Here is a 23,290-nt window from a genome sequence, read left to right as displayed (position 1 = left end):
TTTTCATTTTACAGGTGTCGGAAAATTATGCCAATTACGTTAAATATCGTGTCCCTTTATACAAATAAGAACAACCCCTATATACGTCGGGTACATATCGTATTTTATGATGAGCAAATTCAAAGCTAATAGAACATAAGTCGTAACCTAAGTTGAAAAATTAGACCATATTACATATGGCTTTACCTTGAAAAATAAGTGTAAGTTAGTACTGGGAGGGATGTGTGTGCAGCAACTTTCATTAAAAGACAGTATGGAAAGTCTATTACTAAAAGGTCTGCAAATCATTGGGGCAAACAAGGAGAGCATTCGCAATGAATGGAAACGTATCCTACATAAAGAAATTTACCAACTCGAACAAGGTTATTACGCAAAAATACTTGGTAAACAATTAGAAAAGATACTTTTTCAACATCCACCACAGTCCGTTTCCGTATTTTTTGATCGGTTACATCAAATAAAAATGCCATTATCACCAATAGAAACCCACCACATTTTGATTTACTTAGCATCTCTTGAAAACATCATTCATAAAATCATTCGACCTGATAAAAACTCAACCTACCATGAATATCATGCCATTCATTATTTATTCTCGAAAATGAGTAAGGAATTAGTATCAAGGCATTCTCATTACACCATAGACCAACATCAATCAGTTCGACTATCAGACATCTCCCTAACAGAATTACTATCTACATTACAAGTGAAAATTGAATCTGAACAAAAAAAGGCTACTGCCACACATGATTATGAACATGATGCCCTTCTCTTATTTAACCAATGGATTATGCGGTCAGGGAATTTTCAGCATAGTGTAGAAAACATTATCTCTGGATTTGTTCATTGTCTTCCATTTACTCGCTGTGCGTTATTTACACACGAGAGGGAAAAAGGCGTGGGTCTCATGGGGTATCGTTTAAAAGGAATTGAAAAAATTACGGAAAACATTTCAAACATACTGCCTGTCGTGCATAACATCAAAAAGCTCATTAATCTGCAACCGATTTACATCGCAAATGCCGAAGACCATTTCCCTGTTGAATATGTTCAAAAGTTCCAACTAAAATCAGTTGTTATGGTCCCGCTATTTGTCTCTTCTAAAAATAAATTAACCGGGATTGCCATTCTTGATTGTGGTGAAAATAAGTCTTTTGAGTTATCACAGGAATTGCTAGTCCCATTGATGAGGTTTGGCCAGAGTGCGGCAGAATTGCTTAATGCCCATTGGGAAGGGAAAGTGTCTTCAATGACTCTAGTTCCAGAAAAACCGTTAACCCCCAGGGAAATCGATGTACTTCAGTTAATGGCAAATGGTTTATCGATAGCAGAGGCTGCAAATGAATTAAAGCTAAGCAGCTATACTGTCCGAGATTATGTCTCGACGATCATCAAAAAGTTAGGTGCAAAAAATCGGACTCATGCGGCTGTACTCGGAGCTTCAAGAGGATTTATTAGTTTGAAAGCATAGTTATAGGGAGCAAAGTCGTTTTGGCGAATAGCTTTGCTCCCTTTCATAATTAGATACTCTTATATAATAGTTTTTTTAATAAAGGAAACAGCACATCTGGCAGTTGATCAATGTTAGGGACTAAAATGCTGTACTTTCCGTAAATGTTTTGAATGGTTGTAATCTGGCCTTCATCAATCTCTCCATTTGATAAGAAAACATTAATAACTTCAATGCCATGTTTCCTTGCTTTTAGCACAGCTTCATGTGTATCAATAATTCCATTTTGCTCATAATCAAATGCTGCAGGCTCACCGTCAGAAAAAACAAGTAAGAATTTTTGTTTTTCACTACGCTGTAATAGCTTCCTTGTTTGTAAACGAATGGAAAAACCGTCACGATTGTCTTCCTCTGGCTCAAGTTGCATGATTTCCGTGCCATAGCTGCGCTTCAGACTAGAATCAAAATCAATCACGGTTTGCATGTAATTCGGTTGCTTCGTACTATCTGCATCATTGGTATCCTCCCAGAAACCTGTTACATCATGAGGAACCTGAACTGATTTTAAAGCTTCATGAAACAATGTAATCCCAAGCTTCGTTTGATCCATTTTATCGTACATCGAAGCGGAGCAATCGACTAATAACGAAAATGCTGCATCAATTTGATGTGATGGCTGTTCTTTTTTATAAAATAATCTTGGATTATCGTCCGTAAAAATACGAATAAGCTTTTTATTTAATCGGCCAAAATGTAAATCCCCTCTTGGCAGATTCTTTTTATGTTCCAATGTTTTTAAAATCATTTGTTTAAGCTTCTTCTGATACGGAGCAATGATCGTTTTGTTTTTTTCGTATTGAATAATCTCATCATCTACTGGCTTTCGTGCTTTTTTGAAGACTGGATAGGCAAATCGATTTTCTTTCCCAAATTCGGATTCCTGGGAACCCTCTTTCTCGGAATGGACCAATTCCATTGCTTCGAGTTTGGAGTAATCGCTATTTTTGCTTCGACGAGATGAGCCTTGGGCAATCCCTAGCGCTTGGTCACCCGCTTCGCCTTCTCTCGCCCCTTCACCCATCAGATTCGTTCTAGACCCTTGTTCCAAATCAAATTGTAAAAAGCTTTTTGTTGGTGTGCTTGTTTCGCGATGCCAGGTTTCGAACTTCTCCTCATGGATATCCTCATCGCCTTTTTTCACATCATCGAGCACATCATTGTTTTTCAATTTATCCTTGCGTTTTAAATCATCAATTCTTAGTCTGTCCTCAAGAATGTCATAATCTAGCTCAGGTAAATGAAAATAAGTGTTTAACATATCTTCATCAAGGACATCCTCTAACACATCGATTATTTCTTTACAACTTTTTATGATGTCTCTTGTAGATTTAGCATCAAAGACTTTTGCAACTTGACTTCGCAGAAATGGCATGGCAAGGTCAATTTTATCTTGAATGGACGGAATCTCCTCAAGTGGAGATTCTGCTGTTAAGAGTATAAATAGTGCATTAAACAGCGCATCCGTCGGAACACTCTTGACCATATTCACATGGAGCTGATCCTCATAATACTTTCGATAAATTCGTCGTCTTTCAGTAAAAGACTTCCTTGTTCCGGGCCGTTCTTTTATACAAAGTTCTTCTAATCGAAAATCTTCAAAAAGCATGAACAGCTGTTTTGCAAAGCTTGGAAGTTCACTCTTTTTACAGTATTTAAGATACTGATTCGTTTCCTTAAAATCCGTGTACTTCATGCTTCCAATACTTCGGATAAAGACATCACTTAATAAACCATTACGTTTGTCGCTAGTTGGGCGGTTGTCCCAAAAATGACTAATGATGACTTTTTGTTGAATCGGATCGAGGTATGATTTATAACCTAACTCGACTTCAAGTTCAGGATTTTTCGAGATTGTTTTGGCAAGGTCGGATAATTCCATGAACAAAAAGGAGTCCACCTTTTTATCATTAAATTGAATAAATCTCATTGGTAAAACCTCACTCAAACAGAGTTTCTGCTATATTTTTAACCGCTGCTTTCTCTCGATCATCTTCCAGTTTTTCAATAATACCACGTTCAATGGCACGCAGCGGTGGCATATACATCGCTAAATCACACGTATCAATCAATGCACGAATGGATGCAGCCTCTTCCGACAGCATACCTCCACGAACCTGGGTGATTAAATCAGAAGATAAGGAAACAAATCGATTGATTAATTGTTCATCCTGTAAGGCAGTTTGTGTTTGAAGTACTTCCTTAAGCGTTTCTCCTTGAATATAAGGAACGTCAATGACCACAAAGCGGTTTTTCAACGCTTCGTTCAATGGAACCGTTCCAACATAGCCCTCATTAATTGCAGCAACGACACCAAAGCCATTTTCGGCGCGAACGACTTCAGCCGTAAACGGATTGGTAATCATTTTTCGATAATCAAGCACTCCGTTTAAAATCGGCAAGGTTTCTGGCTTTGCCATATTGATTTCATCGATGTAAAGGAGATATCCTTTTTTCATTGCATTGATAACAGGTCCCGCAACAAATTCAATTTTCATTTTTCCATCGTGCTCTTGAATGGTTTTATAGCCAAGTAATGCTTCTGCATCTAGATCAACAGAGCAGTTGATGCTATACATTGGTTGCTGAAACAAATGAGAAATGGTTTCGGCAAGTTTTGTTTTTCCGGAACCGGTAGGTCCTTTTAAAAGCACATTTTTGCCAATGCTTAAGGCAATAATGGCATCACGAATAATATTGATATCTGATGGAGTATACCCCCCTTTACCAATTAAAAGCTCATCACCGGAAGCATATTTCTTTCTATTTAAAATTTCAGTTTGTATATTTGTCGGTAACGTCAAATCCTCTAGTTGAATTGTCATGAAGTATCAAATCCTCTCATACATATCTTTATACCCTGATGTATTTTATCGAAGTTTAGACGTAAGGGCAATGAATTCACCTTGAAATTCAAGTATTTGTGACATTTTCGCTGAAGGTATGGTATTATAATGATAAATACTCGTAAAATACAAATAGACCGCAGATGTTGGGAGCATCTACGGTCTAGCAATAGAATGGTCCCACTAAGAGGATCAGCCTAAGATAAAATAGACCTCACCCGATTTTTAGCGGAAAAAGGGAGGTCTATTTTTTATTGTTGTCAAAAGATAGAATCGCAACAACAAGAGACGCAAACGAAAGCATAATCACAAGGCTCTCATAAATCGTCATATAGGCATCACCCCCTTTCACTTGGGAGCTTAGCCGACCACCCTTATGGACAATCTATTGCCATTTTATTATAGCACATTTTACCATGCGAACACACGTTTCATTTAAAATTGGTTCTTTATACTCACTAGAGCACCTTCGAGGTTTGCTTTGATTGCATCTTCTTTCTTATTCAAATGCTCTCCTATGTAAGAAAGAAGTTCATTATCAAACGCTAAACCACTTGCAAATTGCCGTTTTATAAACCGCTCAGCTTCTTCAAATGATAAAAACTTTACATCAAGTGTTTTCTTCTCATGATGTACCACCCAATGGTCCTCTTTTTTGAAGATAAACGATTTTTCTCCTTTTCGATTCACAAGAAGAGTCCCATGTTCGTTCCCTTTGACATTCAGTTCGTTTTCAGGGGCATCATGGCGTATTGCATACAATGGAAACGTATTTTTTACAAACAGCTCAAATGCCGTGTCACCAAGTGAACAGCCAGATGCTTTTGGATGTCCCCCTCCACCATAACGCTTTGCAAATTCTGATACATCGACATCATCGTGGATGGTACGAAGTCCAATCTTTTTCGTTCCAACATTTAAGAGAGCAATCAAATCTAAATGTGGATTTAGTTTGCCAAGTGCATTACCAAGTTCAGAAATATATTGCTCAGCATGAACCACTCCCACACAATACTCCTCAATAAACGTCTGAACGATCTGTCTGTTTTTTGAATGGATATAGCGTTCAATTTTCTTATCTTCAGTATCTAATAGGAACTCCTCAGCCTCTGTTAACTGAAAGGAATCTTGATTGTTTTGAAGTCTTTCAAGCATTTTCCCTTCGAATTCTTCAATTCCTATGATAAAAAATAAATCATTAAGTCGCTTTGCTTCCACTCGATTTTCAGATTCCCATTCCCATGTGTCATAGAGTCTTACAAGCTCGATAAATTCTTCTAATCCTTTATGTTCTTGAATGAGATTTTTTTCAAGAAGAAATTCATAGTAAAGTGAGGTTGCACATGTTTTCTTGCCTGATTCATATTCAGCAAGGACAAATCCCCAGTCATACTTATTAAAATGCATTGCCGTTTTATGATGATCCACCATCTGTATGTAGTGCCCTGCTTTATGACGTTTCTCCAATGCCTTTTCATTTTTGTCATTGACAGCAAGATCAGTTATGTAAACTTTTGCTTGATTGTGTTCAGGATTTTGAATATATTTTTCCACACGTTCGTTTAAGTTTCGGTAAGAGCAATAGGAGACATCAACTTCATCACCAAATGCTAGCTTGGCAACAAGTCCACATCCTACTCCATCTAAATCACTATCTGAAAATAACTTTATCAAGTTGGATTCCCCCTTCACTCTTAGTTTCGATTACAAAGGTTATTTTCATACCTGTTTACTACTTTACACTAAAAAAGGGAAAAGAACGAGTCTTGTATGTTGGTAAGAATAAATTTTCTCTTCAATCATGTCATTTTTGTGATATAATCCATTAATCAATATGGAAGGCAGAAGAATACGTAATGAACCAAACATTTAATCTAAAAGAAAAAAATAAATTATTTTTGCATATCCTCTTTCCAATCCTTATTACACAGGTAGGTCTTAATCTCATTAATTTTGTCGATACAATGATGTCAGGACGCGCTGGGGCAAATGACCTTGCCGGTGTAGCGATTGGATCAAGTCTTTGGGTGCCAGTCTATACTGGATTGTCAGGAATTTTAGTTGCTATCACCCCCATAATAGCGCACTATGTTGGTGCCAAACAAAGGGAGAAAGTGCCTTATTCGGTGATGCAGGGTGTTTATATCTCAATCGTTATTGCACTAGTTGTAGCTGTTGTTGGCTCTTTTGTGTTAGATCCGATTTTAGATCTCATGAAGCTTGAATCCGAGGTTCGTGATATCGCAAAAGAATATATAATCGGGCTGTCATTCGGGATCGTTCCACTTTTCGTGTATTCCGTGTTGAGATCCTTTATTGATGCACTAGGTCACACGCGTGTAACGATGATTATCACTCTATCTTCATTACCGATTAATGTGCTGTTTAATTATTTGTTGATTTTTGGAAAATTTGGCTTTCCTGAGTTAGGCGGTGCAGGTGCTGGTTATGCAACTGCGATCACGTACTGGCTGATTGTCATCATAGCTGTTTGGATTATTTTAACTCGACCGCCGTTTGTCGAGTATCGTGTATTTCGCAAACTTTATGCTGTATCACTTCCAAGTTGGGCTGAAATATTAAAGCTTGGGTTACCGATTGGATTCGCGATCTTTTTCGAAACGAGTATTTTCTCAGCTGTAACGTTGCTTATGAGTGAATTTAATACAATCACGATTGCGGCACACCAGGTCGCTATCAATTTTGCGAGTTTGCTTTACATGATTCCGTTAAGTATTTCAATGGCTTTAACCATTGTTGTTGGTTTTGAGGTTGGTGCAAAACGGTTTAAGGATGCAAAACAATATAGCATTTTAGGCATTTGTATTGCTATATTGATGGCAATCGTCTGTGCACTGATTATTTTTGTATTTCAAGAGCCGATTGCAAAAATGTACTCAACAAATGAAGCTGTTATTACATTAACAACCCAATTTTTGATTTATGCAATCTTCTTCCAACTTTCAGATGCGATTGCGGCTCCGATACAAGGAGCACTTCGTGGGTACAAAGATGTGAACACAACTTTTGTGATGACACTCATCTCTTATGGGGTTATTGGATTGCCAGTCGGGTATGTGTTGGCTAAGTATACCACCCTTGGTGCGTTTGGATATTGGATAGGTTTGATTGTCGGTCTTGCCGCTGGTGCTATTACGTTATCAGGACGCTTGCTGATTGTTCAGCAGAAAGCAGCTCGAATCGATTTTAATGAGGAATAAAGAGAAAACCAGCCTTTTAGAAAGGCTGGTTTTTTGATTTAGCTATTCGTCTACAGTCGTGTGCAACTATTTCATTAACTCGTTCAAAAACTCGATCTCATCCTTATGCGAAAAATGGCTTTCATGAGGTGTTTCAAGTACAAATGGAATACCGCCAAACACTGAGCTCGACAAAAATTCCTTGATTTGCTCCACTTTTATTTCCCCATTCGGAATAGTAGCATGTCGGTCCTTCATCGACCTTGTCGGATATACGGAATTATTTAGATGTACAGCTTTAAGATGTTCAAAATAGCCAAGCTCCGTCCCTTTTGTCTCGACCTCACGCCAATTATCTCCATCCCAAACTCCGCTAGCGTATAAATGGCACGTATCTAAGCAAAAACCGATTCTTTCTGGAAAATCTGTCAGTTGTCTAACTTGCACAAGCTCCTCTAGCATTGTCCCAGTGGGTCCACTTTTTCCAGCATTATTTTCTAATAAGATAAGAGTTTCACCATCCCATCTCGATAAAACTTCATTTAGAGTTTCGATCATCCGTTGATAGCCTTCAAGAGGATTGGGTGCATTTTTTAATACACCAAAGTGAACTACAACGCCAATTGAACCGCATTCATTGGCAATCTCTAAATCATTTAATAAAGAATCCATCACAATCCCTATTTGATCCTTATCAGCTACTAAATTTGTAGGATATGGAGTGTGAGCGATTGTACGTAAATCGTGGGCTTTACAATAACTCGCACATTCGTTTGCATCATGGCGATCAAATTCTTTTACAGACAGACTTCGTGGGTTTTTCGGAAAGTATTGAAACGCCTTCGCCCCAATTTTTGCGGCATGACGAGCGGCACCTAAATACCCATCGCGGATACTAATATGACTTCCAAATCTCATGGTTTCGTCTCCTATATAACATATACATTTAGTTTTTCTATAAAAGAAGGAACTATGCAAAGAATGGGCATACTAGCTGTCGAGGTGATTATTTTGGAAAACTTTCCATCAAAAGAAGAGACGGTCGTTGATAAATCAATTGAGGAATTAGAGGAAGAAATGGGATTATATATTGTTTCACCTGAAAAAATTAGTTCAATTTTGGGAGAAGAGCAATAAAAAAGAGCGAAATTCCATTCGCTCTTTTGGTTGGTCATCATTTTAAAATGAATGAAAATATGTTAATAGACTTGCTGTTCTCCAAATAATTACAAATGAACATAAACTGATAACCGTTGCACTAATGATTTTGGCTACTCTTCTGTGAGTTCCTTTAAAAATCGAATGTGCGAAGGAAAATGCAAAGATCAAAAATAAGATCAATGAAATTTCCATATACATGTTCATCTCCATAAAAATACCCCTTTCATTACTCGATATACTGAGATATTTTGACGAGCCATGCTTGTATATGCACAGATTATAAAGGAAACCCAAGAGTTGTACAACTGCTTTTTGTACTATTTGTAAATTTTTTCTTGTTTTGTTTACATTTTCTTCACATTTTCCATTTCTTCGAGATACACACGCTGGATGTGAAGTTTATCTTCGATTGGTAAGCTAGATTCAAAAATTCGTTTACTTGCCATGAAAAATTTTTCATACGGGGTTTTTCGTAACCTTGGATGGGTTAACTCATCATGTAAGTCCCTCTGAATGGTTGCCCGAAGGATATCCTCACTGCTCAGGTCCTTTTGCCACAGCCTTCTATTCATCCATAGTGATTGGTATGCTTTTAAAAGTCGATCATAATCAACCGAAACATTCTCCATGATTTTAAGAGCTCCTTTAATGTCTAATAGCACAAAGCTCCTAGTCCCTACTCATCGAATTTATAGGTCCAATATACTTCAGTCCGAAGCCAATCCAACACTTCATCTTCTTTGTTATCGATTTTCTGAAGTAAATTGCCCATAAGTCCCTCTGTTTGGGAACGATGCGCTTTTAATGTTGCAATTTTCTTGTCTAATACTTCACTAACATCGAATTCGACATCATGCTCACCAATCTTTTCAACACGGTCGTGAGTGATGGCTTTGCAATATACCTTTGGTCTGTTTTCTTTCGGAATTCGCTTCACGGCCCGAATGGTAGCTTCACCTGTCGCATCATGGTCAGGGTGAACACCGTGTCCTGGATAAAATGTAATAACAAGTGATGGGTTTACTTCCTTGATGACTCCTTCAATGGTATCTGCAATTTCTTCAGGATCTAAGAATTCTAATGTTTTATCACGATAGCCTAGCATGCGAAGATCTGTAATTCCACATGCCTTACAAGCTTCTTTAAGCTCTTTCTTACGGATCTCAGGTAAGGTCTCTCTCGTTGCAAAAAACGGATTTCCAAGATTTCTGCCCATCTCCCCTAATGTTAAGCAAGCATATGTTACGGGAACCCCTTTTTGTGTGTTTAAGCTAATAAAACCTGAAACTCCAAATGCTTCATCATCTGGATGAGGTAGTACGATTAAAATATGTCGTTCCATTTTACTACTCCTTTATTCAAAATATGCCTTTTTAAAAGTTACCCTAGAATGGGGTTGTGCTGATTTGAAGCGCGACAGCCAGCTTACCTTCTTCATCATGTCCAGCAAGTAATAATCGATCCTTCTCGTCAAATTCCCAATCTGTAAGACCTTCTGCATAAATCCATCCCAAGTCCATTTTAAGACCTACACGGTATGGGTCATTACCGACGATTTTTCCTTCTGTATACGTAACCAGGGCATTTCGAATAAATGCACCTGCCGATGTTTTTCGGGCACCTGAATGAACAGCATATGCACCGTTTGTCGTTTCAAGGTGAATATAAACGTTTTGATTGGCAAAACGGTTAATTAATTCCTGTACGTCTTCTTTCTTAATCGGTTTCAAATGTGAATCCTCCAAACTCTAAATAAATGAATTAATCCTATTTAAATATTACCTTTAATATCAATAAAATTCCAATAATGCGAATTAAAAAATGAAATTAGTTGCAAATCATAGTATATCTGGTATGATTTTCTTTTTATTGGTTATATTACCTATATGGAGAAGGTGGTGAACAATTTGGCAAGAGAAAACTTAGAACTTGTTAATAATATGGAATTTGGCATAACATCAAAATTCATTCCGAACTTATGCGAAGCAAAAACGTTAAGAGTTGTTGAAATAAATCCATCATCTGTACGAATAGAGCTCGAATCAAAGCAAAAAGGTGTCTTTCCGATCTCTCATTTTCAATACTTAATCCGTCATGGGGCATTGGTATTAACTAAGAATGAGGACGAAGAAACAGCATAATAGAAAACAACCATCCAGACAGATGGTTGTTTTTCTACTTTAGATTATTCACCTAAATTTTCTTCTTTTAATACAGATTCAATTCCTTCTAAGGCAGCATCTGCATCATTTCCTTCAGCTTGTACCACAATTTGTGAACCTTTTGGTACACCTAAAGACATTACACCCATAATGGATTTAAGATTAACTGATTTTCCGTTAAAGGTAAGTGTAATTTCTGATTGATATTGACTTGCTTTATGTACGAGCTTTGTAGCCGGTCTAGCGTGTAAGCCAGCATCACTTGTAATAGTAAACGTTTTTTCTGCCATATTTTTAACCCTCTTTCTAATATTCATTCTCCTATAGAATAGCCATTAATCACCTTGATAATCAAGTATAATTTTTAGATTTGGCAATTTGCACAAAAAAAAGTTTTACGAGATGACACATCTTTCTTCACAATCATCGAACCACAGCGAATACATGGCTCCCCTTCTCGATCATGCACTTTAAATTTCTCTTCAAAACCGCCTGAAAGTTGATCTCCTTTAAAAAGAGGCAAATCGATGTATCCACCATAGCGAATTCCCTCCTGTAAAACAGATTGAATAGATGAATGAAGCTGAAGAAGCTGGGAATTGTCTAGTGAATCTAGTTTTCGGGTCGGTAATAGTCCTGCAGCAAAACAAATTTCATCAGAATACCGGTTTCCAATTCCAGCGATAAATTGTTGATCAACCAGTGTTGATTTTAGTTTTCCCTTTTTAGTTTCGGTTAATTGTTGAAAAGTCTGGACTGTAAAACTTGGCGCAAGCGGCTCCGGACCTAGGTCTGCAAATTCTTCTTCTACTTCCTTTGACCTTAAAAGATGTAAATACCCTAATCGTAAACCAATAAATGTAAGCCTGTGTGAGGCAAAGCTAAGAATTACTTGCTTTGTTCTTGAAATAGTTTCGTCACCTGTTTCAATGTACATTAAGCCACCCAACATAAGGTGGAGGAGCAGTGTTTTACCGCTTGCGAGGTTAAAAATAAGATGTTTTCCCCTGCGATGAATTTGGGTGATCTGATTACCAATCAGTTCGTTTTTGAAATCGGCAACCGAGCTGTTGATCGATTTTTCACGATTTACCTCAACGTCTTTAATTGTATGTCCTGCTACTTTTAGTTGGAGGAGGTTTTTATACGTTTCCATTTCCGGTAACTCTGGCATGATGGCACCACCTTTTCAATTAGCTTAAGCTATTTCAAAGGTTTCATGTATGAATTTTCTTCAACTGTTTTCAAAATTTTCGAGGGGAGCAAAATGGAGACTTTTCTTTAACGAACGTCCCAGGTGCTGCTTTTTCGACTCGGATGCCAGTGACAGCAATGCCGTTAAAAATAGTGTAGTTTGATTTTAAAAGAATGCAGTATAAAAAAGCCACGGAAGGTAGACCCTCCGTGGCTAGCTATTTAGTGTAATTTTTCTATTTCATTTTGAAGCTGTTTTGTTCGTTTGGCATTTCCTTCGGCGAAATTGGCGAGTCTTTCTTTAAGCTCATGATCGTCCGAAATACGTTCAGAGGTAATCAAATAGCGTCTCATCAATTCAGTTTCTGCCGTGTAGGCAGTTTCCAAAATCTCCTTTAAAGCTATGTCAGTGAGCGCATCCTCACGGTCATGATCGCGATCATAATCCTTCTCATGATTCATGATAAATCACCTCATTAGAAGTATTTGCGTTTTAGAGGAGAATAAGGCTGTAAATATTAGTTAAAAAGCGTCTGCCCACCATAGAAACTTATTCAAAAACGCCAATAATTGGTTGTCCATTTTTAACGTTTGTTAGGACCCCGGTGTCATCTTTAGCGATTTGTCCAGATACGATGACGTAGTCAATGCCCTTTGATAAAGAAGCTGGTTTTTCAGCTGTTGCTGTATCCATGATTTCATGGTAATCAAAAACCGTTATATCAGCTGTTGCACCTACATGAAGTCTTCCTCTTGTTGCCATCGCTGGAGCAACATCCTCCAGTTGTCTTGCGGAATGAATCGTCACTTTTTTCATCCCTTCCATGAGTGGAACAACATCAAGGTCACGGATATAACGACCAATAAATCTAGAAAAAGTTCCCGCTCCTCTTGGATGGTTAAACTCATTATCCATTATCGCATCACTGCCAATCATACTATGCTCCACCTGAAGTGCTTGAATGAGCTCTTTTTCTTCCATCGCATAGACAATTACGATTCCGCCTTTTTTACGATAAATTGGAAATGTTTCAGCCGTAAGCCGCTCGGTTGTTCCAGCAACCTGAATATCAGAATAAGTAATACCAAAACGTGATTGCCAGTCTCCAGCCATACGTTCAAATGAAATATTAGTTGCCCAAGAATCGTAGGGGTACACATCGAAAGTGACTTGATACCCTTCTGACCGTGCTTCTTCAATTAGCTTAATGGCCTCTTCCATTGCACCTGTTCCACCTGTACTATGAAGATGCATGAAATGGACAGGTGCATCCAACTCCCTTGCATACCCGAGAACTTCTTTTACCGAATCAATACTTGTATGCTCTCCTGTTAGACTTGAATGTCTGCCGTGAAAATGAGTAACAAGCCCATATTCCTTAGCAACTTTCATGATAGCCTTGATTTCTTCCGGAGAAGTGCCAGGATAATATTCAGGACTAAACGCAACAGCGAGCGCTCCCTTTTTTATTTCCTCACGGGCACGTTTTACCATATAGTCAATTTGTTCTTTTGTAGGCGTACCGTGATTGCCGAGACCCGCTTCATAACGCAATCTGACCGCATACAACGCACCGCCATAGTTTACAGATGTGGGGTATTGGCTGTATTGATTAAAAAAACCATCAAAATCAACGGTGCATCCATGCATCGATAAGTTTGTAGTGACCCCGTCACCAATTTTATATTTCGCACCCATCGGACTTGGATTAAACGAGAGCATATCAATAAAACCAGGGCTTACGATTTTTTGATACGCATCGATTTCGGTCTCCCCTTGAATCGGTGCTTTTGTGACAGTCACTATTTTGTCATCCTTAATACCAACATGATAGCCAATTTTAAGAGTCTCTTTGTCTGGATCAAGGACAATTCCATTTTTTATGACGATATCATATGCTTCAGATTGTTGCTGCTCTTCAGCAGAATCTGAATGCTTATATTCGTAAACTTTGATCGCAAGCTTGTCCTTCTTTGACTTAAACCCAATAAGTTGTTCACCATCGAATAAAAACTTATCGCCATTTACTTTTTTTATTTGTGTCGTTTGATTCGTTGTGAGGTCATGAACATATGCTGAAACCTTCCCTTGATCCTTAATGGTGTAAACAATTTGTTCAAGCTCAGGATTGGCATCAACCCAATCAAGTGTCGCTTTTTTCGATGGCAGTTTTACGGTAAGCAAATCCATATGAGAATTAAATTCTGGCGTATTAAAAATGATATCTGCATGTTGTTTTTCTGGATTTGTTTTGGCGTACAGCATTCCTTCCATGTATCCATTTTTAAATTTAATATTGCTGATTTTTGCTGAATTCTCAAATGGAATTTCAGAAACCGTTTCCTTTGTCGCAATATTAATGATTTCCATGAAATTACTGCCATCTTCCTTTTTCCCATACAAATACATCAGGTGGGAATCAGGATTTACTTCAACCCCTTGGTAGGTTTTGTCTGCCTTGTTTGGCAATTGATAATCTTCCCATGGTTTCACATTTTCAATGAAGGATTGATTGCGGTCTCCAATATAAAGTTTTTTCTCACCCTTTTCTTCAAGTATGGCGAGTACCTGATTTCCATAAAACGTAATCCCATCGATTTTGAAGCCGTTTACAATTAATTGACTCTTAACGGCCTCGTCGGTATCCGTATAAGACTCGGAAGGAGAAAAGATTTTTGATCCGAAAAAGACGACAAAAAGGACAATTGCAAGCATTACGCCATATTTAATAATACGATTTCTCATCATTCATCACCTTAATAAAAGAGGAAAAAATCTCGAAACTCGAAATCTTTTCCCCTTACCTTTACTCTTTTAATGCTGCCTCTAGAGCAACCTCGATCATATCATTAAATGTTGTTTGTCGTTCTTCCGCTGTTGTTTCTTCTCCAGTTAATATATGATCACTGACCGTTAATACAGATAATGCATTTCGACCAAATTTCGCTGCTAATGTGTATAGTGCAGTTGTTTCCATTTCTACAGCAAGAATGCCGTATTGTGCCCATTTTTCTAATTCTGCATTATCGTTGTAAAATACGTCACTTGTGAAGACATTTCCTACTTTTAATTTAAGGCCTTTTTCAGTACCTACATCATACGCTTTTTTTAATAAATCAAACGAAGCTGTTGGCGCATAGTCAACTGTTCCAAAGTTGATGCGGTTCATCTGAGAATTCGTTGATGACGTCATCGCTAAAATAACATCACGCACTTTTACATCTTTCTGAATTGCACCGCAAGTACCAACGCGAATTAGGTTTTGGACACCGTATTCATTCATTAATTCATGTATGTATATGGAGATGGATGGAACACCCATTCCTGTCCCTTGCACAGATACTCGCTTTCCTTTATATGTACCGGTAAATCCGAGCATTCCTCGCACTTCATTGTAACATGTAACATTTTCAAAAAAGGTTTCTGCAATATATTTTGCACGCAATGGATCTCCTGGTAATAATACCGTTTCGGCGATATCCCCTTGCTTTGCACCAATATGTGTACTCATTCATGTTCCTCCTATGTAAAATCTTGCACTTTTTCTATCTTACCACAAATACATTCTACTTAAAAATAGACATGAACGCAAAAATATGGGGAAAGCTATAGTTGTATTAATTCCTAAGGGGGTTTCAACCGTGGCTAAAGAAAAGATGAGCAAAAAATTGCGACAAGCTGTTGACTATGCAAATGCTACTGACACAACAAAGGGTGTTGGTAATCCACCTAATACATCAAAAAAAGAAAAAGAAGGATTTATGCAACCTAAATAAGTGGAGGGATTTTAATGGGCAAAAAAAATCGTAACCGCATAAATGCACCTAAGAAAAACAATCATACACCACCTGAAGCTATAGAAGCTGAGCAAATTGCACACGGAAAAGAATTTTCCGCTGCAGGTGGTCGTAAAAACGGTCCAGGGCATAATGAGTAAATGGAAAAAGGCGTCCATCGTTTGGGCGCCCTTTTCCATTACCGTTGATATGTACTTAGTCTTCGTTTTCTTCGTCAATTACACATTTATAAAGTAAATATTCGAAGGTGATATCCGCTAGCTCCTCTAGCTCTTCCTCGCCTGGGGCAAATCCCCTTTGGACAAGTTCGTTATAGAAAAACTCTGCAATTTCCTCTGTATCAATAACAACCTCAATTTCCTTCAGCATGATCGCCCCCTTTACTTAAGGTGTATGTTTTAAAATCATCACCTATGTCAGTTTTGTATGTATTTTATTTTTTAGTCATGATTACGAGTGTTCATACATAGGATGAAATATAAAGATTGGACAAGCCTAATGGAGGGGTTCACATGACAAAGCATACCGTTCTCGTAAAATTCCCAGTAAGAGAAGAAGTTAAAAAGACAAATAAATTCTTTGAATTTATTGACGGAGATGGATTCGATAAAGTGTTAGGAAAAGTAACAAAAGGATTATTTTCAACTATTTTATTTTTAGGGATCCCTTATTTCTTTTATGTTCTTGTGCAAGCTTTTTTCATGGGTTAATCGTTACCTTTCCCAGACTCAAATTTTTGAAGATTTTTCATCGCCAAATCCATAACATCCTTATATTTCTGATCCTGGAACATTTCGTGCAGGATCTTGTAGTCGTTGTAAACATCAAGTAAGCCATCGATGATTTCTTTTTTCTCTTTTTTGATCCGCATATGATCTTTTTCGGATTTACGATAGATATCCATATTTTCATACATCCCCACATTTTTGTTTTTCTTTTTCACAAAATACTTCAGCGAATACGTTTGAAGGAATGTTTCAGCTTGATCAAAGTCTGCAAGTAGTGTGAGTTCATCTTCTCCCGCTTCGAGCCACTCACCATCTGTCACTCTAGCTAATTCGTAAATCACATCCTCCCATGCACCCTCTTTGTATCTCCAAATTTCCGTGTGTATCCCAACAATTTTAAATACGTCGTTTTCATATCCCTGAACAAAGACAAGGTCACCAAAATAATATTTATATTCAATCTCAATTTTTTCGAATTCAATCGACTTTGCTTTGTATTCAGAAAGTAAAGTTAATGCCGATTCCGAATAGAATGCCTCGCCCTTATTTACTTTATAAAGAAAATGCCCATCGAGCTTACGGATATCTGTTACAGAACCCACTGTTCCATATAACGTAACAACGACGATATCCCCTATTTTATATTTTGGCTTTTTGCTTCTACCATCCATGTCCTCATCCCTTTAGCTATTATGTCGATTTGAAGGGTGTGAGATAGTATATGCAAGTCTTTTGCAAAACGGCATCGGATTAGGGCTTGTGAGAAAAGAAAAATAAAGGGCTGGCGAGCCTAAAATTTGTCGGTGTGATGCGTTCGATTTAGAGGTATATTTTTTCGTTTATTTAGTGGCAGTATTATTAAGATAGTGGCAGTAAATCTGGATAGTGACAGTATTTTTGTAATAGTGACAGTAAAATCTGATTAGTGACAGTACTTTTGTAATAGTGACAGTAAATTTTTGATAGCAACAGTATTTTAATAAAATGATGGATCAAACTAAAAAACCACCGAAAACGGTGGTTGTAGTTTTAATCTTCGTTCTGATAAAGATCCCACGCTTTATCAAAAATGGACATACTTTTTAAATATTGACCGTTTAGCTCTAAATAGGAGCTTAATTCATTGTAATCCTTCGAATAAATTGGAAAGCTATGATCCAAATAAACATCATTTGCAAATTGACTAATCTCATCTTTCGCTTTCGCCGCACGAAACTTCACAATATAATGATAAAATGACTTCCCCATGACAACCACATCCTACTCTCTCGAACCATTTTTTTGTCATTTTATCACGTTATGTTGTCCTGTCAACTAAAAACGAAAGTAATTATGCTTCAAAAATCGGGGAATCTGCATGAGTTCCTTGTATTGAATTGCTTTTGAAAGTTTTTTTGTATCGATAAGCATAAGCTGGTCTTCAATTTCATTAATGATATCTTCTTCTTGATATTCCATTCCGCAAGCTTCACACCTAACACTAGGTGTTTTTGTAATTTCAATTGCACGTGTTCCATCTGGAAGCTCCCAAAACACACTATTCGTTGTTTCACGTGCTTTTTCCGATCCACACCACATACATTTCAAAGATTTGACCTCCTATCTTTAGCTTGATGCCTCTTCTTCCTTATTTCCCTGCATTTTTTTCAAAGTGGATTGGTATTTTTTCTCTTTTAACTCATCCCGTTTATCGCGTTTATCCTTTAATGTGCTGTGTGTTGGGTCTTCATTGTATTGCTTTCTCCGCGAAATTCGGTTGATTCCTTCAGGGACAAGGTTGAATCCATCACCTAGAAGCCCCGCTATACCTGCAGTCGATTTTTTATCATTGAGCGATCCGACATGCTCTGTAAAATAAGCGTCTGCACGGCCGGCTACATAGTTTTCTGGCTCTGGATAGGTCGTAATGACTCCTTCAAAATTACGTAACACCACTTTTTCCGGGCTTTGCGAAAGCAGATAATTCGGCTGAACTGCAATTTTTCCGCCTCCACCAGGTGCATCGACGACGAAAGTTGGCACAGCATAGCCTGAAGTGTGACCACGAAGACCCTCGATGATTTCCAAACCCTTTGAAACAGGCGCTCTAAAGTGACCAATGCCTTCAGATAAGTCACATTGATAAATATAATATGGACGAACTCTAATCTTCACTAAATCATGCATCAGCTTTTTCATAATTTCCACGCTGTCATTAATACCTGCTAAAATAACGGATTGGTTACCGACTGGAACACCAGCATTCACCAACATTTCACATGCTTTCTTTGCTTCTTCTGTAATCTCAATCGATGTATTGAAATGGGTATTCAACCATACTGGGTGATATTTCTTTAAGATATTGCACAGGTTTTCAGTAATTCGTTGCGGGAAAACGACTGGAGCCCTCGTTCCGATCCGAATGATTTCAACATGTGGTATCTCCCGTAAATTTTTCAATATATACTCAAGGATGTTGTCATTGATAAGTAAACCATCACCACCGGAAATGAGTACGTCTCGCACTTCAGGCGTGTTCGCGATATAACCGATTGCAGCATCTAGCTGTTTTTTCGGCACCCCCATGCCGATTTGGCCGGAAAATCGTCTTCTCGTACAATAGCGGCAGTACATTGAACATTGATTTGTTACTAAAAATAGGACGCGGTCTGGGTATCGGTGAGTCAGCCCTGGGACTGGGGAATCCTCGTCTTCTTCCAGCGGATCCTCCAAATCGTATTTTGTCTTGTAAATTTCCTTTCCAATTGGCACTGACTGCATCCGGATTGGACAGCGTGGATCATCTGGATTCATTAACGAAGCATAATAAGGCGTAATATTTAAAGGAATCGTCTTTGTCGAAATTAAGACACCCTCTTCTTCCTCTGGAGTAAGGTTTATGACCTTACGTAAATCATCAATGGTGCGAATGGTATTGGTTAATTGCCAAATCCAATCATTCCATTGCTCCTCTGTTACATCCTTCCATAATTCAATATCCTTCCAATGACGCTGAGGCTTATATAAATTAATCTGCATAAAAAATCTCCTCCCTACTTTGATTAACATGCAAGTTGCATGCCAACTTTTAAAGTAGAAAAGAGATTTGGATTAAAATTTCTTTTTTTGTAATTTGTACTGTAAGGTTTGACGTGGGATTTCAAGTAGTTTTGCGGCCTTGTTAATATTCCCGCCTGATTTTTTCATTGCCGCTTCAATTAAAGTGGTTTCCGTTTCTTGTAAAGCTTCACGCAGTGGTCTTAACGATGGTAATGAGACAATCGCATGTGATTCAACAAGATGATTTGGCAGTAATTCCTTGGTCAGGCTCTCACCCTCTGCCATAATCATTGCATGTTCGATAATATGCTTTAACTCACGTACATTTCCTGGCCATTTGTAACGCGCGAAAAGGTCGAGAACCCCTTCGTCCACTTTAGAAACAGTTTTTTGAAAGCTATGATTATACATTCCGATAAAATGATCCACTAAGTAAGGGATATCTCCAATTCGTTCACGTAATGGTGGAATCTCAAGTGAAAAAACATTTAATCGGTAATACAAATCCGGCCGTAATTCCCCTGCCTTCACACATTCCGAAGGATATTTATTTAATGCAACAATCACCCGGACATCGACTTGAAGGGCTTTCGGGCTGCCAATTCTGCGCACCATGCCATCTTCAAGTACACGAAGTAATCGTGATTGGAGTTCGAGTGGCATTGAATTGATTTCGTCTAAAAAGAGTGTTCCACCATGGGCAATTTCAAATAACCCGGCACGGTCGACCGCACCTGTATAACTGCCTTTTACGGTTCCAAATAAAATGCTTTCTAATAAGCTTTCTGGTAAGGCTGCACAGTTTTGGGCAATAAAGGGTGCCTGTTTTCGTGCTGATTCATTGTGAATCGCTTGAACAAGAAGTTCTTTTCCAGTGCCAGTCTCCCCATAAACCAAGACTGTTGATGAAGAATTGGCAACCTTGGTTGCTTGTTGCTTCACATGATTGAAGCGCTCATTTTTCGTCAGGATGTCATGAAAGGTGTATTTAGCACCGTAAATTTCATTCGGCTTTTTTGAAACACCCCGAACCTTTGATTGGAGGTCCATTAATTTATTGGATAAATCTTTAATTTTAGAGTAATCCTTTCCAATCTCGACAGCCCCAATAAAGGTACCATTCATTTTAATCGGAAGGGTCGTATTCACTGTATCAATCAGCTTTCCCCATTTATTTTTATAGGTTTGGGGGAGATGAAAAATCGGCTGTTTTGTGCGAATAACTTTTAATAGAGTACTAGAGTCTTCATTTAAGGAGGGAAAAACCTCAAGAAGATGTTTTCCAAGAACCTCCTCGCGGCTAAGCCCATCATGCTCTGCTGCGACCTGATTATAGAAGATGGTGATTCCTTCCTCATTCACAACATGAATCGCTTCATCTATGCTATCTAAAATGGCGATGACGAGTTCTTCTCCGATTTGCATGCATCTCCACCTCCTAATCGGATGATGAAATTCCGGCGTTTGGCGCCGAAAATTCGGCTAATTATTTCTCCGTTAAATCTCTTACCCACACATTCATATCTTCAATTTTATCAAAAATATAACAATTGTTTGTGAGTCTGCCAGTATACGTGTATCCTAACTGGCAAAAGCTTTTATTCATACCATATGAAAGAGCTCTCGCAATCGAGTAGGCACAATAAATTCCATTGCTTATGAGTTCTTTTTCAAGCTGAACTAAAAGCTTTTTCATTAAACCATGTTTTCGATAGGCATCAAGCGTCGCACAGTCGGTGAGTTCTGCATTGTAAAAGGCTCTGTTCACTTCGGCTGAGGCAACACTTATAATCGTACCGTTATCTTCGACCACATAGAAAATAGTCGATTCCTTCATCACTTGCTGAATATAGTCTGGGTTGTTTAAGGGTGTTGGATAGATTTGAAACACAGTATTATATAACGCGGCCAGTTGCCCGGCGTCTTTAGGTGTTGCTTTGCGGATTAAAAAGTCGGTGTCTGTTTGCTTGTTTTCCTGTGGATTGCGTAAGATGTCAGTTATGATTTTTTCTTCTTCCATCCATTTTTCACTGTTTCTTCTTTCATTTGTAAAGTATTTGGTTACAAAATAAGCATCACTGCCATTAAAATATTTAGAAATCATTGCTTCGATCATGTAACCTTGAGCCATTAAACAATGAAGGTCCTCTCGCTTTGCCATGTAAATGATTTTTTCAAAGGAGTGCTGTACGGCAATCTCGTAAACTTCATCAATAAGAGAAAATAGATTCCCCCGATATTCTAATACTCTGAGCCTGCGATTAAAATAATCTATGACAATGCTTGCTTGATATGTAGCGGCGTTTATTTGTTTTTGTTCACTATACTTCTGAACTGACAACATCAAACCTCCTTAAAATCGTTTTTATCATCATATCATTAATCTTCTGAAACTTCACACCATGCTAGAATCGTTTGCGCGATAATTTCTGCCGTTTCAAACATTCGCTCAAGTTCAATATATTCATTTGGATAATGGGCAACCTCAGTTGTTCCAGGACCAAAGACGATTGTTGGGATATTGCCTACCGCTGTTAACAACCCACCGTCTGTGCCCCATGGGGATGCTTCAATAATGGGGTCTTTCCCTTTCACCTGTTTAAAGCTATTTTTTAAAAGATTCATAAGTTCATGGTCGGGTTCAATCGTGCCTGGTACCCATCGTGCACCAAACCATTCAAGTTCAACTGGATGTTCCTCAAACCATTTATCAATCTCGGCTAATTTTTTCAGCCATTGTTGCATGTCAGCTTTTGCGTGGTCAATTGTTTCTTCTGGTGCAACTCCCATTCGCCCCTCAATTGTGACAACGTCCGGAACAGAGGATGGCCATGTTCCCCCATGAATTTTCCCAATATTGATCGGAACAGGAATCGGTGTATTTTTATATAAAGGATCATTGATTGCACCATTGCGAATCATTTCAAGTTTTAACAGATGATTGATAACGGTCATCGCTTTTTCGATAGCACTAACACCTTCATACCTTGTGCCGCCATGTGCAATCCGACCATAAATATCAATTTTAAACCATTGGGAACCTTGTTGTTTTGGAAATATCTTCATATTTGTCGGTTCCGGGATAATTGCCCCATCTGCTTTATATCCTCTTAAAATGGTCGCAAGGGTGCCAGCGCCACCACTTTCCTCTTCAATCACACTTTGAAAGATGACATCACCTTTTAATTGAATACCTGAATCCTTGATGGCTTGAATTGCTAAAAGGAGTGCTACATTCCCACCCTTCATATCGGTGGAGCCACGCCCATATAATTTTCCATCCTTCACTTCAGCAGAATAGGGATCCATCTCCCATTGGGTAATATCACCTTCTGGTACGACATCAATATGACCATTTAAAAGAAGCGATTTCCCACCTCCTGTCCCTTTAAGGACACCGACAACATTGGGGCTATCGAGAAAAGTGGTTCGTGGTGATACGAAATAAGGATGCTTTAGCAGTTCTGCACCATTTGGTTCCCAGATATCAATCTCCATCCCTAGCTGGCGGCACTTTTCTATAATAATTGCTTGTGAGGACCTTTCATTCCCTTGGAGACTCGGTTCTTGAACGAGCTTTTTTAAAAGACGTATCCCCTTGTTCTTGTTTTCTTGTATCCACTTTTTTACTTTCGCGTTATTGTTACCCACACAT

Annotated in this window: 29 protein-coding genes; 7 read left to right on the top strand and 22 right to left on the bottom strand. The window is 38.3% G+C overall.

The features are described from left to right. The first annotated feature begins 226 nt into the window (after window positions 1–226). Window positions 227–1,471: a response regulator transcription factor gene (locus tag E1I69_RS06980; RefSeq protein WP_161974851.1), complete on the top strand. Its 1,245-nt coding sequence runs from the start codon at window positions 227–229 to the stop codon at window positions 1,469–1,471. 49 nt (window positions 1,472–1,520) lie between these two features. On the opposite strand, the gene E1I69_RS06975 is transcribed toward E1I69_RS06980, so the two are convergent. The 4 genes from E1I69_RS06975 to E1I69_RS06965 all read right to left on the bottom strand — a co-directional run bounded on the left by E1I69_RS06975 (window position 1,521) and on the right by E1I69_RS06965 (window position 6,027). Then, window positions 1,521–3,437, bottom strand: a complete 1,917-nt coding sequence (locus tag E1I69_RS06975) for a vWA domain-containing protein (protein ID WP_136378882.1) — start codon at window positions 3,435–3,437, stop codon at window positions 1,521–1,523. 10 nt (window positions 3,438–3,447) lie between these two features. Beyond that, window positions 3,448–4,332 (bottom strand): ATP-binding protein, encoded by an 885-nt coding sequence (locus E1I69_RS06970; RefSeq protein ID WP_136378881.1) that lies wholly within the window; start codon window positions 4,330–4,332, stop codon window positions 3,448–3,450. A gap of 265 nt (window positions 4,333–4,597) precedes the next feature. Beyond that, window positions 4,598–4,684 (bottom strand): putative holin-like toxin, encoded by an 87-nt coding sequence (locus E1I69_RS25430; protein WP_223254366.1) that lies wholly within the window; start codon window positions 4,682–4,684, stop codon window positions 4,598–4,600. A gap of 104 nt (window positions 4,685–4,788) precedes the next feature. Next, the gene (locus tag E1I69_RS06965) at window positions 4,789–6,027 is read right to left on the bottom strand and encodes a DHH family phosphoesterase (RefSeq protein WP_136378880.1); all 1,239 of its coding nucleotides are present in this window, start codon (window positions 6,025–6,027) and stop codon (window positions 4,789–4,791) included. Between the two features lie 182 nt (window positions 6,028–6,209). Here E1I69_RS06965 and E1I69_RS06960 point away from each other — a divergent pair, with 182 nt between their 5' ends. Continuing rightward, a complete protein-coding gene (locus E1I69_RS06960; RefSeq protein ID WP_136378879.1) occupies window positions 6,210–7,574 on the top strand; it encodes an MATE family efflux transporter in 1,365 nt (454 codons plus the stop codon). Window positions 7,575–7,640: 66 nt separating this feature from the next. Here E1I69_RS06960 and E1I69_RS06955 read toward each other — a convergent pair whose 3' ends face one another. Continuing rightward, window positions 7,641–8,471, bottom strand: a complete 831-nt coding sequence (locus tag E1I69_RS06955; protein ID WP_136378878.1) for a deoxyribonuclease IV — start codon at window positions 8,469–8,471, stop codon at window positions 7,641–7,643. A 54-nt stretch (window positions 8,472–8,525) separates the two neighbouring features. Here E1I69_RS06955 and E1I69_RS24365 point away from each other — a divergent pair, with 54 nt between their 5' ends. Beyond that, window positions 8,526–8,690, top strand: a complete 165-nt coding sequence (locus E1I69_RS24365; protein WP_154670399.1) for a hypothetical protein — start codon at window positions 8,526–8,528, stop codon at window positions 8,688–8,690. Window positions 8,691–8,732: 42 nt separating this feature from the next. Here the strand turns inward: E1I69_RS24365 and E1I69_RS06950 are convergent, their stop codons facing one another. The 4 genes from E1I69_RS06950 to E1I69_RS06935 all read right to left on the bottom strand — a co-directional run bounded on the left by E1I69_RS06950 (window position 8,733) and on the right by E1I69_RS06935 (window position 10,444). Continuing rightward, window positions 8,733–8,924 (bottom strand): hypothetical protein, encoded by a 192-nt coding sequence (locus E1I69_RS06950; RefSeq protein WP_136378877.1) that lies wholly within the window; start codon window positions 8,922–8,924, stop codon window positions 8,733–8,735. 134 nt (window positions 8,925–9,058) lie between these two features. Further along, a complete protein-coding gene (locus E1I69_RS06945; RefSeq protein ID WP_136378876.1) occupies window positions 9,059–9,343 on the bottom strand; it encodes a hypothetical protein in 285 nt (94 codons plus the stop codon). 47 nt (window positions 9,344–9,390) lie between these two features. Beyond that, complete coding sequence (gene bshB2, locus E1I69_RS06940) at window positions 9,391–10,056, bottom strand: bacillithiol biosynthesis deacetylase BshB2 (protein WP_136378875.1); 666 nt, start codon at window positions 10,054–10,056, stop codon at window positions 9,391–9,393. A gap of 43 nt (window positions 10,057–10,099) precedes the next feature. Further along, window positions 10,100–10,444, bottom strand: coding sequence for a YojF family protein (locus tag E1I69_RS06935; RefSeq protein ID WP_136378874.1), 345 nt, complete (start codon window positions 10,442–10,444; stop codon window positions 10,100–10,102). 177 nt (window positions 10,445–10,621) lie between these two features. Here E1I69_RS06935 and E1I69_RS06930 point away from each other — a divergent pair, with 177 nt between their 5' ends. After that, entirely contained in the window at window positions 10,622–10,855 is a 234-nt protein-coding gene (locus E1I69_RS06930) for a hypothetical protein (protein WP_136378873.1), read from the top strand. Window positions 10,856–10,899: 44 nt separating this feature from the next. On the opposite strand, the gene E1I69_RS06925 is transcribed toward E1I69_RS06930, so the two are convergent. From E1I69_RS06925 to deoD, 5 genes are all read right to left on the bottom strand, one after another. Then, entirely contained in the window at window positions 10,900–11,166 is a 267-nt protein-coding gene (locus tag E1I69_RS06925; protein ID WP_136378872.1) for a phosphocarrier protein HPr, read from the bottom strand. A gap of 74 nt (window positions 11,167–11,240) precedes the next feature. Next, complete coding sequence (gene mutM / locus E1I69_RS06920) at window positions 11,241–12,050, bottom strand: bifunctional DNA-formamidopyrimidine glycosylase/DNA-(apurinic or apyrimidinic site) lyase (RefSeq protein ID WP_136378871.1); 810 nt, start codon at window positions 12,048–12,050, stop codon at window positions 11,241–11,243. 242 nt (window positions 12,051–12,292) lie between these two features. Then, window positions 12,293–12,532, bottom strand: coding sequence for a hypothetical protein (locus E1I69_RS06915; protein ID WP_136378870.1), 240 nt, complete (start codon window positions 12,530–12,532; stop codon window positions 12,293–12,295). A gap of 88 nt (window positions 12,533–12,620) precedes the next feature. Beyond that, window positions 12,621–14,816: an amidohydrolase family protein gene (locus E1I69_RS06910; RefSeq protein WP_161974850.1), complete on the bottom strand. Its 2,196-nt coding sequence runs from the start codon at window positions 14,814–14,816 to the stop codon at window positions 12,621–12,623. A gap of 61 nt (window positions 14,817–14,877) precedes the next feature. Further along, window positions 14,878–15,582, bottom strand: coding sequence for a purine-nucleoside phosphorylase (deoD, locus tag E1I69_RS06905; protein WP_136378868.1), 705 nt, complete (start codon window positions 15,580–15,582; stop codon window positions 14,878–14,880). Between the two features lie 130 nt (window positions 15,583–15,712). Here deoD and E1I69_RS25195 point away from each other — a divergent pair, with 130 nt between their 5' ends. Both E1I69_RS25195 and E1I69_RS24695 read left to right on the top strand, forming a co-directional pair. Continuing rightward, window positions 15,713–15,847 carry a hypothetical protein gene (locus E1I69_RS25195; RefSeq protein WP_262983756.1) on the top strand — a complete coding sequence of 45 codons (135 nt, stop codon included), beginning with the start codon at window positions 15,713–15,715 and terminating at the stop codon, window positions 15,845–15,847. Between the two features lie 14 nt (window positions 15,848–15,861). Further along, the gene (locus E1I69_RS24695; RefSeq protein ID WP_010281467.1) at window positions 15,862–16,008 is read left to right on the top strand and encodes a hypothetical protein; all 147 of its coding nucleotides are present in this window, start codon (window positions 15,862–15,864) and stop codon (window positions 16,006–16,008) included. Between the two features lie 55 nt (window positions 16,009–16,063). Here E1I69_RS24695 and E1I69_RS06900 read toward each other — a convergent pair whose 3' ends face one another. Beyond that, on the bottom strand, window positions 16,064–16,234 hold the full coding sequence (locus tag E1I69_RS06900) for a YozD family protein (protein ID WP_083497256.1): 171 nt from the start codon (window positions 16,232–16,234) through the stop codon (window positions 16,064–16,066). A gap of 146 nt (window positions 16,235–16,380) precedes the next feature. Here E1I69_RS06900 and E1I69_RS24605 point away from each other — a divergent pair, with 146 nt between their 5' ends. Beyond that, window positions 16,381–16,578: a hypothetical protein gene (locus tag E1I69_RS24605; protein WP_136378867.1), complete on the top strand. Its 198-nt coding sequence runs from the start codon at window positions 16,381–16,383 to the stop codon at window positions 16,576–16,578. Here E1I69_RS24605 and E1I69_RS06890 read toward each other — a convergent pair. The 7 genes from E1I69_RS06890 to E1I69_RS06860 form a co-directional block, all read right to left on the bottom strand. Next, on the bottom strand, window positions 16,575–17,267 hold the full coding sequence (locus E1I69_RS06890) for a hypothetical protein (protein WP_136378866.1): 693 nt from the start codon (window positions 17,265–17,267) through the stop codon (window positions 16,575–16,577). The two genes, E1I69_RS24605 and E1I69_RS06890, sit on opposite strands and share 4 nt — an antisense overlap. Window positions 17,268–17,625: 358 nt before the next feature. Next, a complete protein-coding gene (locus E1I69_RS06885; RefSeq protein WP_136378865.1) occupies window positions 17,626–17,844 on the bottom strand; it encodes a YozE family protein in 219 nt (72 codons plus the stop codon). A gap of 66 nt (window positions 17,845–17,910) precedes the next feature. Beyond that, window positions 17,911–18,183 (bottom strand): YokU family protein, encoded by a 273-nt coding sequence (locus E1I69_RS06880; protein WP_136378864.1) that lies wholly within the window; start codon window positions 18,181–18,183, stop codon window positions 17,911–17,913. Window positions 18,184–18,201: 18 nt separating this feature from the next. Continuing rightward, entirely contained in the window at window positions 18,202–19,614 is a 1,413-nt protein-coding gene (ablA, locus tag E1I69_RS06875) for a lysine 2,3-aminomutase (protein ID WP_136378863.1), read from the bottom strand. Window positions 19,615–19,686: 72 nt separating this feature from the next. Next, window positions 19,687–21,060, bottom strand: coding sequence for a sigma-54 interaction domain-containing protein (locus E1I69_RS06870; protein WP_136378862.1), 1,374 nt, complete (start codon window positions 21,058–21,060; stop codon window positions 19,687–19,689). 61 nt (window positions 21,061–21,121) lie between these two features. Further along, window positions 21,122–21,979, bottom strand: coding sequence for a putative beta-lysine N-acetyltransferase (gene ablB, locus E1I69_RS06865; protein WP_165439149.1), 858 nt, complete (start codon window positions 21,977–21,979; stop codon window positions 21,122–21,124). Window positions 21,980–22,014: 35 nt separating this feature from the next. Beyond that, the gene (locus E1I69_RS06860; RefSeq protein ID WP_136378860.1) at window positions 22,015–23,286 is read right to left on the bottom strand and encodes a peptidase; all 1,272 of its coding nucleotides are present in this window, start codon (window positions 23,284–23,286) and stop codon (window positions 22,015–22,017) included. Window positions 23,287–23,290 lie beyond the last annotated feature (4 nt).

It is taken from the genome of Bacillus timonensis (genome assembly GCF_004799755.1).
GTDB classification, from domain to species: domain Bacteria; phylum Bacillota; class Bacilli; order Bacillales; family Bacillaceae_L; genus Ferdinandcohnia; species Ferdinandcohnia timonensis_A.
The sequence above is the reverse complement of the archived record's forward strand: the minus strand, read 5'-3'. Positions and strand labels throughout refer to the sequence as shown.